This window comes from Nocardia wallacei (assembly GCF_029869545.1).
GTDB classification, from domain to species: domain Bacteria; phylum Actinomycetota; class Actinomycetes; order Mycobacteriales; family Mycobacteriaceae; genus Nocardia; species Nocardia wallacei_A.
The window spans coordinates 1-13,134 of record NZ_JARWQD010000380.1; the positions used below are offsets into that span (position 1 = coordinate 1).

The 13,134-nt window shown below is 67.6% G+C and carries 13 protein-coding genes; 11 read left to right on the forward strand and 2 right to left on the reverse strand.

The features are described 5' to 3' along the window. The first annotated feature begins 157 nt into the window (after positions 1 to 157). Entirely contained in the window at positions 158 to 2,263 is a 2,106-nt protein-coding gene (locus tag QH290_RS35820) for a prolyl oligopeptidase family serine peptidase (RefSeq protein WP_280265025.1), read from the forward strand. 15 nt (positions 2,264 to 2,278) lie between these two features. On the opposite strand, the gene QH290_RS35825 is transcribed toward QH290_RS35820, so the two are convergent. Next, positions 2,279 to 2,719, reverse strand: coding sequence for an SRPBCC family protein (locus tag QH290_RS35825; RefSeq protein WP_280265024.1), 441 nt, complete (start codon positions 2,717 to 2,719; stop codon positions 2,279 to 2,281). A gap of 147 nt (positions 2,720 to 2,866) precedes the next feature. Beyond that, the gene (locus QH290_RS35830) at positions 2,867 to 3,763 is read right to left on the reverse strand and encodes an oxygenase MpaB family protein (protein ID WP_280265023.1); all 897 of its coding nucleotides are present in this window, start codon (positions 3,761 to 3,763) and stop codon (positions 2,867 to 2,869) included. Between the two features lie 274 nt (positions 3,764 to 4,037). On the opposite strand from QH290_RS35830, the gene QH290_RS35835 reads away from it, so the two are divergent. The 10 genes from QH290_RS35835 to QH290_RS35880 all read left to right on the forward strand — a co-directional run bounded on the left by QH290_RS35835 (position 4,038) and on the right by QH290_RS35880 (position 13,133). Further along, complete coding sequence (locus tag QH290_RS35835) at positions 4,038 to 4,262, forward strand: hypothetical protein (protein ID WP_068015142.1); 225 nt, start codon at positions 4,038 to 4,040, stop codon at positions 4,260 to 4,262. Continuing rightward, the gene (locus QH290_RS35840) at positions 4,262 to 4,450 is read left to right on the forward strand and encodes a hypothetical protein (RefSeq protein ID WP_280265022.1); all 189 of its coding nucleotides are present in this window, start codon (positions 4,262 to 4,264) and stop codon (positions 4,448 to 4,450) included. Before QH290_RS35835 ends, QH290_RS35840 begins: the two co-directional genes overlap by 1 nt. A 102-nt stretch (positions 4,451 to 4,552) precedes the next feature. Then, complete coding sequence (locus tag QH290_RS35845; protein WP_280265026.1) at positions 4,553 to 5,371, forward strand: MlaE family ABC transporter permease; 819 nt, start codon at positions 4,553 to 4,555, stop codon at positions 5,369 to 5,371. Position 5,372: 1 nt separating this feature from the next. After that, the gene (locus QH290_RS35850) at positions 5,373 to 6,236 is read left to right on the forward strand and encodes an ABC transporter permease (RefSeq protein ID WP_280265021.1); all 864 of its coding nucleotides are present in this window, start codon (positions 5,373 to 5,375) and stop codon (positions 6,234 to 6,236) included. A gap of 8 nt (positions 6,237 to 6,244) precedes the next feature. Then, entirely contained in the window at positions 6,245 to 7,666 is a 1,422-nt protein-coding gene (locus tag QH290_RS35855; RefSeq protein WP_280387843.1) for an MlaD family protein, read from the forward strand. Then, the gene (locus QH290_RS35860; RefSeq protein WP_280265019.1) at positions 7,663 to 8,685 is read left to right on the forward strand and encodes an MlaD family protein; all 1,023 of its coding nucleotides are present in this window, start codon (positions 7,663 to 7,665) and stop codon (positions 8,683 to 8,685) included. Before QH290_RS35855 ends, QH290_RS35860 begins: the two co-directional genes overlap by 4 nt. Beyond that, on the forward strand, positions 8,685 to 9,707 hold the full coding sequence (locus QH290_RS35865; RefSeq protein ID WP_280265018.1) for an MCE family protein: 1,023 nt from the start codon (positions 8,685 to 8,687) through the stop codon (positions 9,705 to 9,707). The genes QH290_RS35860 and QH290_RS35865 overlap by 1 nt, the downstream gene beginning before the upstream one ends. Next, positions 9,707 to 10,813, forward strand: coding sequence for an MCE family protein (locus QH290_RS35870; protein WP_280265017.1), 1,107 nt, complete (start codon positions 9,707 to 9,709; stop codon positions 10,811 to 10,813). The genes QH290_RS35865 and QH290_RS35870 overlap by 1 nt, the downstream gene beginning before the upstream one ends. Continuing rightward, complete coding sequence (locus QH290_RS35875) at positions 10,810 to 11,949, forward strand: MCE family protein (RefSeq protein ID WP_280265016.1); 1,140 nt, start codon at positions 10,810 to 10,812, stop codon at positions 11,947 to 11,949. The genes QH290_RS35870 and QH290_RS35875 overlap by 4 nt, the downstream gene beginning before the upstream one ends. Then, positions 11,946 to 13,133: an MCE family protein gene (locus QH290_RS35880; protein ID WP_280265015.1), complete on the forward strand. Its 1,188-nt coding sequence runs from the start codon at positions 11,946 to 11,948 to the stop codon at positions 13,131 to 13,133. Before QH290_RS35875 ends, QH290_RS35880 begins: the two co-directional genes overlap by 4 nt. Position 13,134 lies beyond the last annotated feature (1 nt).

A 13,134-nucleotide genomic window follows, 5' to 3' on the forward strand; every position in this document is an offset into this window, starting at 1 on the left:
CGGCCCCGCCATCGAGCGGGCCGCCGCCCTGCGCGCGGGGGGGGCGCCGGGCGGGGCGGGGGGGGGGGCCCCGGCCCCCCCCCCCGGGCCCCGTTGCCGTCCACTTGTCACCGCACCGTGGTTTACTCGACAGGTCGGCTGATCTTGGGGAGGGCGTATGGCTGGGCGCAGCACGAGCATCGCACGGTGGGCCGCACCGATTGTGGCCGCGGCCCTGCTGACCGCATGCGGTAGTTCCGCCCCCGAAGACGAGTTCCGCTGGCTGGAGGAGGTCGACAGCCCCCGGTCCACCGCCTGGGTCGACTCGGAGAACGCCAAGACTCTCGGTGTGCTGCAACAGGATCCGCGGTACGCGGCGAATCTGGAGGGCGCCCAGCAGGTCGGCAAGTCCCCGGATCGCCTGCCGGAACCGACGATCATCGACGGCGAGGTCTACAACTTCTGGCAGGACGGCGAGCACAGCCGCGGCATCTGGCGCAAGACCACGGTCGCCGATTACGAGGCGGCCCAGCCGCAGTGGGTCACCGTGCTGGATCTCGACGCGCTCGCGAAGTCCGAGGGCAAGGACTGGGTGTGGCAGGGCGTCGGCTGTTCACCCGTCACGGAGTCGCACTGCCTGATCTCGCTGTCCGAGGGCGGCGAGGACGCCTCCACCTTCCGCGAATTCGACACGCGCACAATGCAGTTCGTCTCCGACGGGTTCGTGCTGCCGCGCGGCAAACAGCTCGTGAACTGGGTCGACGACAATACGGTGCTGGTGTCGCGGGAATGGCAGCCGGGCGAGCTGACCACCTCGGGCTACCCGTACATCGTCAAGAGCTGGCACCGCGGCCAGGCCCTCGGCGAGGCCACCGAGATCACCCGCGGCGACAAGTCCGATATGCGGGCGGCACCGATGGTGCTCGCCGACGGCGACGGCCACCGCCTGGCACTGGTGGCCCGCGCCCGGACGTTCTTCGACCATCAGTACAGTCTCGTCGCCGACACGAGCCGCCCGCTCGCCCTCCCCGAGAAGTCCACCCCCGTCGGCCTGGTCGGCAACCGCCTGCTGGTTCAGCTGGATCAGCCGTGGGCGACCGGCGGCGCGAATTTCCCTGCGGGATCGCTGGTCTCGCTGGATGCCGAGGCCATCGCGAGGGATCCGCAGCGGCTACAGGCCACCGCGGTCTACACCCCGGGCCCGCAGGACAGCCTGCAGGACGTCTCGACCACCCGCGACGGTGTCGTCGTCACCTCGCTGCACGATGTGCGCGCCAGGGTCGCGGTGTACCGCCCGCAGCCGGACGGCGGCTGGCACTCCGCGCCGGTATCGCTGCCGGACAACGCCTCGATCGGCACGGAGGCCACCGACAGCCACGGCGCCCTCGCCTACCTGAAGGTCGAGTCCTTCCTGAACCCACCGGCCCTGTGGCGCCTGGACACCACCACTGCACAGGCCAATGCCGCGAAAAGCTCGCCCCCGCAATTCGATCCGTCCCCGTACGTGGTCGAACAGCAGCACGCAGCCTCCCCCGACGGCACGTCCGTCCCGTACTTCGTCGTCCATCGCGCCGACATGAGGCTCGACGGCACCAACCCCACCGTCCTGACGGCCTACGGCGGCTTCGGCGCCGCCCAGACACCGCACTACGACGGCACCCTCGGCAAGCTGTGGCTCGACCGCGGCGGTGTGCTCGCCCTGGCCAATATTCGTGGCGGCGGTGAGTTCGGCCCGGCCTGGCACGAGGCGGCGCTGAAGACCCACCGCCAGCGCGCCTTCGACGACTTCGCCGCCGTGGGAACCGATCTCGTCACCCGCAAGATCACCACACCGCAGCGCCTGGGCATCACGGGCGCCTCCAACGGCGGCCTGCTCATGGGCGTCGAGTTCACCCAGCACCCGGAGCTGTGGAATGCGGTCGACATCGGCGTCCCGCTGCTGGACATGCTGCGGTACGAGCAGATCGCCGCCGGTGCCTCGTGGACGGGCGAATACGGCAGCGTCGCCAACCCCGACGAGCGCGCCTTCCTCGCATCCATCTCGCCGTATCACCAGCTGAAGAAGGATGTGCGATACCCGGAACCGTTCGTCTGGACGACCACCAAGGACGACCGGGTCGGCCCCCAGCACGCCCGCAAGTTCGCGGCAAAGCTGGCCTCGCTGGGTTCGCCGTACCTGTTCTACGAGCCGTCCGTCGGTGGTCACCGCGGCAGCACCACGATCGACGAACAATCCACGATCACCGCCCTGCGCTACACCTACTTCGCACGAAAGCTGATGTAGCCCAACGGGTTCGGGCTAGCGGCGCAGTTCGCGATCGGCGGTCGCCAGCACGGAGCGGATGCCGAGCACCACCAGCGGCGCGAACGTGAGGGTGTAGAGATCCGAGAACATCGGTGCGGCGACCTCGAATTGCGCGTGCCACCGCACGCGGGTCCCGCCCCCGGCCTCCTCGAAGGTCAGGGTGCCGTCCTGCGAGCGCATCGGCGGGAAGGTCGACAGCGCCCGGTACCGCAGCAGCTTCGGCGGATCGTATTCGACGATCTCCTCGGTGACGCGCAGCAACGGCGTGACCAGCAGCCGCACGGCCCCGGTCCCGTGCTCGGAAACATCGCCCGGGCGCACCAGGGTGACCCGCCGAACCATGAGCGCCCGCTGAAAGTTGGTGGCATCGGTGAGCCAGTCGAACACGTCGGCGACGGGCGCCTGGATGGTGCGTTCCAGGTCCACCGTGCGCATCGGTACTCCGTTCGGGGGTGTGTGAGGTTCGCAGCGCAGCCTACGGCGCGCATCCTGCACCGAACCAGGCAATCGACACGAACCGATGCGATTTCGATACCGCACCTCGGCCCGGCCGCGCCGCAGCGACCGTGCGGAGGTACGAAATCAGATGAGCGCCTTCTGTTTCCGCATCCGGCGCTGCACATCCCGCATCATCGCCTTGGTCCCGGCGAACCGGATGAACTTGGGTATGAACCGATTCACGAATCCGACGAACAGGAACAGATGCTCGAACCGGCGCTGATCGGCCGCGGACCACTCCACACCCATCTGCTCGCGAAAGTGCGGCGGTAGGAATCCGGCCGTCAGGAACTGCAGCAGACCTCCGAAGAGCAGCCGCATCGGCCAGTTGATCATCCGCAGGTGCAACAGGTCGTCGATGTAGGCACGGAAGTCGTCGTCGCAGACCACCTGCCTGCAGGCCGCCAGCCAGTATTCGTCGAAGTCGGCCACGGTCTGCGGCCACATGTCCGGGTGCACCTGCAGGGTGGTCCCGAACGTGTCGGCGCCCTGATAGAAGGCCTCCCGCTCCTGCGGGCTCATCTTGCCGTGCAACAGCTGATGGGAATCCTCGAACCCGATGTAGATGGCCGCGGCCACATACAGCTGCAGGTTCCGGTCGAAGGCGTTGTACTTGACCTTGGAGTCCGGCCCCGACCGCACCTGCCGATGCGCGACGTCGACGGCCTCGCGAAACTCCGCCCGCTCCTGCGGGGTCCCGAGGATGGCGACCGCCAGATACGACGCCGTGGTCCGCAGCCGCTTCCACGGATGCACCATCAGCGCACCGGATTCGACGGTGCTCTCCATGACACCGGCGGCCACCCCGGGATGGGCGAATTGCATGGCCACATTCGCCGCGGCGCCGGAGAACATCCAGAAATCGAGCGCGTCCGGCAGCTGCGCCGGGCGCCTGCGCGGCGACCGGTAGGTGTCCGGAATCCGGATGCGAACCTGCTCGAGGGTCAACGGGGGGAGGCTCGGCTGCGTTGTCGCGGTCATAGGAGTCCTTTCTCGACACTCCGCTCGACTGCTCGCTATGTTACTCACGATTCTCCTCCGCATGGTCGCTTCAGAGGGAAATTGCCCATAACTTAGAGCATCGGCGCCACGGGCGGGAGGACTCGTTGACGCACTGACAGAACCCGAACCAGAGGTCTGCCAAGTTTCTCGAAACCCTCCACACGATGAAGAATCATCAGTAACATACTGACCCGCGGTCACCGCTGTCCCGCAAAGGACCGGTGGCGCAGGTACGCGAAAGGACCGAGCCACCATGCTCAAACGGTTGGACCGACTACTCAGCTACGAGATGAAGTTCTCCGAGTTCCTCGGCACGCTGATCATCCTCGGCATCCCCTACGGCATCGTCGGGGTCGTCTGGACCCTCACGCACACCTCGCACCTGAAGAACCTGCACGGCATCGACGTCGTGATCTCGTTCCTCGGATCCATCGTGTGCTGGCCGGTGCTCACCTTCTCGAATGTGTGCATGACCTGATGATGGCGCTGGTGTGGCTCATCGACGTCCTGGTGATCGTCGTCAAGATCCTCGGTGGGCGGATGGAAGTGAATCCCGTGCTGCGACTTGGCCTTTGGCTCGCGTTTCTCAGCCTGCTCGCCGCGGGCATCGCGATCCTCGGGCTCCTGCTGGTCCTGCTGGACCACTGGCTCACCACCCTGGCCTGACCGGTCCGGACACCAAGAAAGGATCGGTGGCAGGTGACATCGACTCGAACCCCCGACCGAGCCCCACGCCCGGCGCCCTGGAAGACCTACGACGAGGGCGAGCTGCGGCGGCTCACCGAGATCGCCACGGGTCTGTGGCGGCGGCACCCGCAGCGCTCCCTGGAGACCCTGGGACGGCAGGTCGCGCTCGGCCGCAACGCGTTCGCGCAGTTGCTCGTTTCCCTGGTCCGACGGCGGTTTCCGTATCGAGAGTTCATCAAGCAGAGCGCGTTCATGGCGAATGTGTCCGCCGCGCCGACGGTTTTCGTCGCCATCCCCATCGCGGTGGTGGTCTCCATCCAGGTGGGCGCGCTCGTGAACCAGGTCGGCGCAACGACATTCATCGGCGCGGTGGCGGGGCTGGGCATCATCCGCCAGGGCGCGCCGCTGGTGTCGGCACTCATGATCGCCGGTGCGGTCGGCTCGGCGATCACCGCCGATCTGGGTTCGCGCACCATCCGGGAGGAGATCGACGCCATGATGGTGATGAGCGTCGACCCGGTGCGCCGGCTGGTCGCGCCGCGCCTGGCGGCGGCGGTACTGGTGAGCATGCTGCTGTGCGGTTTCATCGTCTTCGTCGGCTTCGCGACGGCCTACATGTTCAACGTCTACGCGCAGTCCGGCACGCCGGGCTCGTTCATCGGGTCGTTCGCCTCCTTCGCGGTCGCCACCGACCTGCTGATAGCGCTGGCCAAGGCGGCGATCTTCGGGGTGCTGACGGCGATCATCGCCTGCGATATCGGGCTGCACACCCACGGCGGCCCCGCGGGCGTGGCCAATTCGGTCAACTCCGCGGTGGTCAGCTCGGCGCTGATGCTGTTCGCCACCAACATCATCCTCACCCAGCTGTCCAACACGTTCTTCCCGACGAAGGTGGTGTGAGGTGGCCAGTACCTACACTCCCCCGGCCGCGCGGCCGCTGCGGGCGGCGGGCACCGCGGCGCTGGTGCCGATCCACGCCAATCAGCGCCTCGGCCACCAGGCCGTCACGTTCTTTCAGGCGCTGATCGCGATTCCCTTCGCGCTCAGGCATTATCGGCGCGAGGTGGCCCGGCTCGTGGCGGATGTGAGCTGGGGCAACGGCTCGCTGATCGTCGGCGGTGGCACCGTCGGCGTGGTGTTCGTGCTGTGCAGTTTCGGCGGAATCATCGTCGGGATGGAGTCGTTCACCGCGCTGAACCTGCTCACCATGGGCCCGCTCACCGGTGCGATCTCCGGATTCGCCACCACCCGCGAACTCGGCCCGATTCTGGCCACACTGGCGTTCGCGATCCAGGCGGGGTGCCGGTTCACCGCGCAGCTGGGGTCGATGCGGATCTCGGAGGAGATCGACGCCCTCGAATCCTGCGCGATCCGGCCGCTGCCGTACCTGGTCAGCACCCGGATGTTCGCCGCCACGCTCACGATCGTGCCGCTGTACACCGTCGGCCTGGCCGCGGCCTACCTGATGACGAAGGTCACGGTGCTGTTCCTCGGCGGCACCAGCACGGGCACCTACGACCACTACTTCTTCCAGTTCCTGCTCGGGCCGGACGTGTTCTACTCGCTGCTGAAGGTCGTGGTGTTCACGCTGCTGGCGACGTTCATCCAGTGCTACTACGGCTATATCGCCACGGGCGGTCCGGAGGGTGTCGGGATGGCGGCGGGGCGGGCCATCAAGATGGTGATCGTCGTCATGGTGTTCGCCAATCTGTTTCTCACACTTGCCATCTGGGGAATCGACCCCGGATTCCGGATCTCGGGGTAGGGGGCACGGTGATACTCGATCCCAGTGGCCGCGGCGCGACCGCCCGTCAGCTCACCCTGGCGGGGCTGGCCATGCTGCTCGCCATCGCCGCGCTGCTGTACCTGTTGCTCCTGCGCTATACCGGCTACTTCACCGACAAGGTTCCGGTCACCGCCATGCTGACCAGCACCGGCGACGGCCTGCCCGCCCGCGCCGACGTCAAGTTCCGCGGCATGGTCGTGGGCACCGTCGATTCGGTCGCGGTGGTGGCCCGAGGCGAGCGGCAGCGCGCCGATATCGCGTTGAAACCCGGTATCGCCGAGACGATTCCGGCCAACGTCACCGCGCGCATCATCCCCAACAACCTGTTCGGCGTGACCGCGATCGAGCTGGTCGACAACGGCGCGGCGACCGGCACGCTGCGCTCGGGATCCACGATCGCCGAGGACACCGGCGCCGCGACGATCCAGTTGCAGACCACGCTGAACGTACTTCGCAACGTGCTCAACAACATTCAGCCCGAGAAGCTCGGCCGCGTGCTCGCCACGCTCTCGGCCGCGCTCGACCCCGGCGCCCGGGTGCCCGGGTCCACGATCGAACGGCTCGACACCTGGCTCACCCAGGTACACGACATCCCTCAGATCGGTGACCTGCTGGGCAATCTGGGCCGCGCGGCCACGGCGTTGAGCCGATCCGCACCCGAACTGGTGGGCGTGCTGTCGGATTCGGTCACGACGGCGCGCACCCTGACCGAACGGCGGGCGAATCTCGTCGAGCTGCTGACCCAGGGAGCCGGTGCGGTCGACGCCGTGAACGGACTGTTCGCCCGCAATCCCGACTCCGGCAAGTTCCTGGTCGGCGGCCTGGACGACCTGTTCGGCGGGCTCGCCCGCGATCCGCAGGCCATCCCGTTCGCCGCGGCCAATCTCAATACCGCCCTGCAGCGGCTGAAGACGACCTTCCGCTGGGGTCCCAAGCGCCAGATGGTGTGGGCGATGGACGCGTCGTTCACGCCGTTCCAGCAATACACGGCGGAGGACTGCCCGCGCTACGGCGAGCTCGCCGGACCCCGGTGCGGCGGACCCAGCGTTCCGACAGTGGCTCCGCCGCAGCATATTCCGCCGCAGATGGAGCCGCGATGGCTCGATTCGGCGGGTCCGCGGCCGACAGTGCCACCCGTCGCCGTCCCTCCAGCACCACCAGCGGCCCAGCCGGGATCGCCACTGCTGCCGACCGTTCCGGGCCTGCCACAGATTCCGGGACTCACCGCCCCGGCTGCGCACGGGATCCCGGCTTCCGGCGCTGGCCCCGCGGCCCTGCGCGGACCCGACGCCGTCGCGGCGATCGTCGGCGGTCGGCCGAACATGGCCCAGCTGCTGTTGCTGAGCCCCGCGCTGGCGGGCGGCTCGGTGACGGTGTCGGAGTTACCGGAAGGAGGTGCGGCACAGTGAAATCCGGCAGAGCGCTGATCGGATTCAGCCTGTTCGCCGTGGTCGCCCTCGCGCTCACCTACACCATCTACTCCACCCTGCAGCGTTCGGTCGCCGGTGATACGCACCGCTATTCGGCGGTGTTCTCGGATGTGCTCGGGCTGCGCGTCGGCGACGATGTGCGCGCCGCCGGGGTGCGGGTGGGCCGGGTCGACAAGATCGACTTCGCCGAGGGTTACCGGGCCCGGGTGGACTTCCGCATCGAGGCCGATCAGCACCTGACCACCACGACCAAGGCCATGGTGCGCTATCAGAACCTGATCGGACAGCGCTACATCGCGCTGGGACCGGGCAAGGAGCCCGGCGCCCCGCTGCGCGACGGCGGGGAGATCCCCCTCGACCACACCGAGCCGTCGTTCGATGTCTCCGCGCTGCTGTCCGGCTTCGAGCCGCTGTTCGCCGTATTGCAACCGGCGCAGGTGAATTCGCTGTCGGAGACGCTGGTTCAGGCCCTGCAGGGCAATCAGGTGTCGCTGGCGCAGCTGATCACGCAGGCCGCGCAGCTGGCCACCACCTTCGGACAGCGCGACCGGATCCTCGGCGACGTGGTCTCCAATCTCAGCAGCGTGATCTCGGGCCTGTCCCACCGCAGCAGCGAACTGGAAACCCTGATCACCCAGACACATTCGCTGATGGACGGGCTGTACGCGCAGGGCGAGGTGCTCAAGTCGTCGGTCGATCAGGTCGCCACCTCCACCGACGGCCTGGTCGAGCTGATCGGACAGGTGAAACCCGGTGTCGCACAGGCACAGGACCGGGCCACCACCGGTATCGGGCTGCTGCTCGGCAACGGCGCCTCGCTGGATCGGGCGGCGGTGGAGCTGCCCGACCTGCTCAATCGCATCGCCTGGTTCTCAAGCTACGGAACCTACGGCAACGCCTACTTCTGCAGCCTCGACGTATCGCTGTGGGGTGTTCTCCTGCCGCCGGGGCTGTTCTCCCAGATCGGTGGCAATTCGCATTCGGAGGTGTGCCGGTGATGGGCACCGTCAAGTTACCGAAATTCCTCGGCTTCCTGCGCAATCGGTACCTGCGGCTGGGTCTGGTCGCCTCGGCGGCGGTCCTCGCGCTGCTGATCGGTTCCAGCGCGCTGACCCAGGCTCGCCTGGGAGACAAGACGATTCAGGCCGAGTTCGCCCAGGCGGCGGGCCTGCGTGCCGGGGCGACGGTCGACGTGTCCGGAATCGAGGTGGGCGCGGTCCGCGCCGTACGGCTCGAGGGAACCAAGGTGATCGCGGATCTGAAGGTGCGCCGGGATCTGAGGCTGGGGCCCGACGCCCGCGCCGCAATCAAGATCTCCACCATTCTCGGCCGACTGCATGTCGACCTGGTGCCCGGCAACGGTCAGGGACTGCCGGACAACCGGATTCGGCTCGATCACACCAGCGTGCCCTACAACCTCGGCAAGGTCGTCCGCGATCCGCAGTACACGCAGTCCTTCGAGCGGATCGAACGCATCGATCCGCAGCGGTTGCGCAGCGCGCTGGACACCGTGAACGAGCAGATGGGTGCCTCCCCGCAGCTGGCGGTGCAGGCGCTCGACAGCATCGGCGCGCTGGCCAAGGTGATCAACGATCGCCGCGACGAGGTCGACACGCTGCTGAAGGGCATGGACCAGGTATCCCAGCTGGTCTCGGACAACCAGAACAGCGTGCTGATGCTGCTCACCCGCGGCGAGGCCATCGGCACCGCGGTGCAGCAGCGCCAGGAGCTGCTGCGGCAGCTGCTCGACAACGTCGCCGCGCTGTCGAAACTGTTGCAGGACATGGGCTTGGAGAACAACGAGCAGCTCGGTCCGATGATCGGCGACCTGAACACCATGTCGGAGGGCCTGGAGAAGAACAAGGAGAACCTCGACCGGCTCTACGAGATCATGCCGACGGCGCTGCGGCAGTTCAACAACGTGCTGGGCAACGGTCCGTACGGCGAGGTCTACGTGCCGTGGGGGCTGTTCCCGGACAACTGGATCTGCTTCGCGCAGGTCGTACAGGGGTGCAAGTGATGAGAAGGCTCCGCGTACTCACGAAACTGGCGGCGATCTGCGCGATCGCGACCGTGGGCTCCGGCTGTTCGCTGCTCCCCGGCACGCTCGGCACGACGGCGAATCAGTATCTCGGCGAAAACACGCGCATCAGTGCCGATTTCGAGAACGTGGCCGGGCTCTACACCGGCAACGAGGTCGATGTGCTGGGCGTTCCGGTCGGCAGGGTCGAGTCGATCGAGGCCAAGGGCAGCTACGTCCAGGTGACGATGCTGCTGGACAAGGGCGTCAAGATCCCGGCGGATGCCGTTGCGGCGCTCGTGAATCCGCAGTTGATCACCAATCGGCACATCGAACTCGCACCGGCCTATTCGGGTGCGGGCCCGGCAATGGCGCCGGGTGCGCATATTCCCTTGCCGCGCACCAGGACTCCAGTGGAGCTCGACCGCATCCTGCAGACCTTCGACCAGATCGGCGCCACGCTGAAGGGCGACAGCGACACCGGACCGATGGCCAGCCGGGTGTTGTTCCCGCTGCTCGACGGCAACGGCGACAGGCTCCGCGAAACCCTCGATGCCCTCTCCGCGGCATTCGAGACCACCTTCGCCAACAAGGACCAGATCTCCAACACCATCGTCAAACTGAACGAGATCACTCAGGTCATCGCCCAGAACGACCAGACCGTCCGGGATTTCAGCGGGCGGCTGACCGAGCTGGTCGGCCTGATGGGCGAGCAGGCACCGGGCCTGCAGGCGGTGCTGACCCAGCTCAACGACTTCGTCACCAACACCTCCACCGTCGTCGGACAGAACCGGGACCAGCTGGCCGGGGCGCTGCACCGCTTCGTCGCGATCAGCGACCAGATGCGGGCCAACGCGCGCAATCTCACCGAGATCGTGGACGTCGGCCCGCTGATGTTCCAGAACTTGGCCAATGCCACCAGCTATGAACACCAGGCGCTGCGCCTGCACGGCCTGCTCGACAAGTCGGTGCTCGACGGCGAGGCGCTGTCGACCTTCTGCGAGCGCGTCATGATGCGCCTGGACGGCTGCCGCACCGGCCGGATCGCCGATCTGGGGCCCGACTTCGGACTCACCGCCGCACTCCTGGGGATCAGCCAGCAATGAAATACTCTTATCGCAGAACGGGTTTCGCCGTCGTATGCGCAGCGATCACGGCCGGGTCGTCCGGCTGCGCGGTGACGGTGGAGAACCTGCCGATGCCCAAGCCCGGCATCGGCGCCCCCGGCTACACCATTCACGCGTCCTTCCGAGACGCCCTGAATCTGCCCGATCACGCCCACGTCCGCATCGGCGGCACCGATATCGGCACCGTCACCGGCATCACGTCGACGAATTTCATCGCCGACGTGGAAATGCTGATCCGGCAGGATATTTCGCTGCCGCGCGGCACCACCGCCGAGCTGCGCCAGGCGACACCGCTCGGCGATATGTCGGTCGCGATGACGCTGCCCGCGGCGCCGGAGGCGGGCCCGCCGCTGCGCGAGGGCGACACCATCGGCACCGACCACACCGGCACCGCCGCCTCGGTCGAGCAGCTCATGATGTCGGTATCGATGCTGATCAACGGCGGCGGCATCAATCAGGCCGCGCAGATCAGCGCGCAGCTGGATTCGATGTTCGCCGGGCGCGGGCCGCAGCTGTCGCACCTGCTGACCGAGATGACCTCGGTCATCGATGCCCTCAATCGGCGCACGGGCGATATCGATGCCACCCTGCAGGGACTGAACACGCTCTCGGGTGAGTTGGCGCGGCGAAAGACCGAATTGGGCTCCGCGGCCGACACTTTCCCGCAGCTGCTCGGACTGGTCAACGAAAACAACCAGCGCATAGTGGATCTCACCGCCAAGGTGTCGACGACCATGGCGGCGCTGGGCGACTTCACCGATACCAGCGGGCCGCAGTTCCTCAGCCTGTTCGACAGCATTCAGCAGCTGATGGCGGGCTTCACCGATATGGGCGACAACCTCACGCAGGCGCTGCTGAACATGCACGAGCTGTACCCCTCGGCGATGGCCAGCCTGCGCGGCCCCGGGCTGGCGGTCGCGGCCGTGGTGTCCTACCTCAGCGTCGGCGCGCTCTCCGATCCGAAGGGCAGCCGCTGGCCCGAGATCGGTGACGTCCCGGCCTTCATCGGCAGCCTGGCGCAGGTGTTCGAGAAGGTCTTCGGTCGCGTCATCAGCCCGCCGCAGCCGCTGCCCGCCGTCCCGCCCGGCGGCCCCGAACAGGACGGTGAACGGTGAACATCCCCCTGTGGCACTGGGTCGTTCGCCGACGCGTCGCCCTCGCCAATATCGGCCTGGTCGTCGTGATGGTGCTCGGTACCGGCTATCTCGCGCAGTATGTGTTGCGGTTCAACCCGATTCCGCACACCTTCCGCGTCACGGTGGAGCTGCCCGACTCGGGCGGGCTGCTGCCGGACAACGACGTCACCTTCCGGGGGACGCGGGTCGGCAGGGTCGCCGACGTCCGGGTCTCCGGGGACGGGATCGCCGCGGTCGCCGAGATCGACGACGGCGCAAGGATTCCGGTCGGTGGCAAGGTGCACGTCGGCAGGCTCTCGGCGGCGGGCGAGCAGTATCTGGATTTCCGGCCGGACTCCGACAGCGGCCCGTATCTGTCCGAGGGCGCGACCGTCGAGCGGTCCCGCACCAGCGTGCCCATCCCGATGCAGAACGTGCTCGCCGACCTCACCGGGTTCATCGGCGGCATGAATCCGGACCGGCTCACTGTGATCATCGACGAACTCGACAAGGCCCTGGCGGGCGGCCCGGATCGGTTGCGCAACATGATCTCCGGCATCAGCCGCGCCATGGCGGGCCTCACCGATCTGCTGCCGCAGACCCGCCAGCTCATCGAGAACCTGGAGGTGATCGCGGAGACCACCTCGCACGCCCAGCCCGACCTGAGCACCGTCACCGCCGCCGGGAGCACGCTGTTCCAGCAGGCCACGGCGGCCGATCGGGAGGTGCGCGAATTCCTCGACCAGGGTCCCGGCCAGCTGGCGACGCTGGGCGGGATCGTCGCCGAGAACCAGGATCCGATGACCCACCTGGTCACCAATTTCGTGGCCATCACCAAGGCCGCGAAGCTGCGCCAGCCCGCGATCGAGGCGCTGTTCCCGTCGCTTCGGCAGGGCATCCAGGCGCTGGGCGTGCCCGCCCACGACGGCGCCTACCACACCCTCGCCGACTTCTACCCCCGCCCGACCTGCGAGTACGACACCATCCCGGTGGCACCCGGCACCGCGGTCACCGACACCCGCACTCGGCTCTACAACTATTGCGTCACAAGGGATCCGGCGCTACAGGTCCGCGGTTCGGCGAACGCCCCGCGGCCCGACGTCCCCGACAACGGCACCACCGCCCCGCCCGGCGCCACCGGCGACGAACTGTCCCGCCCGATTCCGGGCACCCCCGGCAACTAGG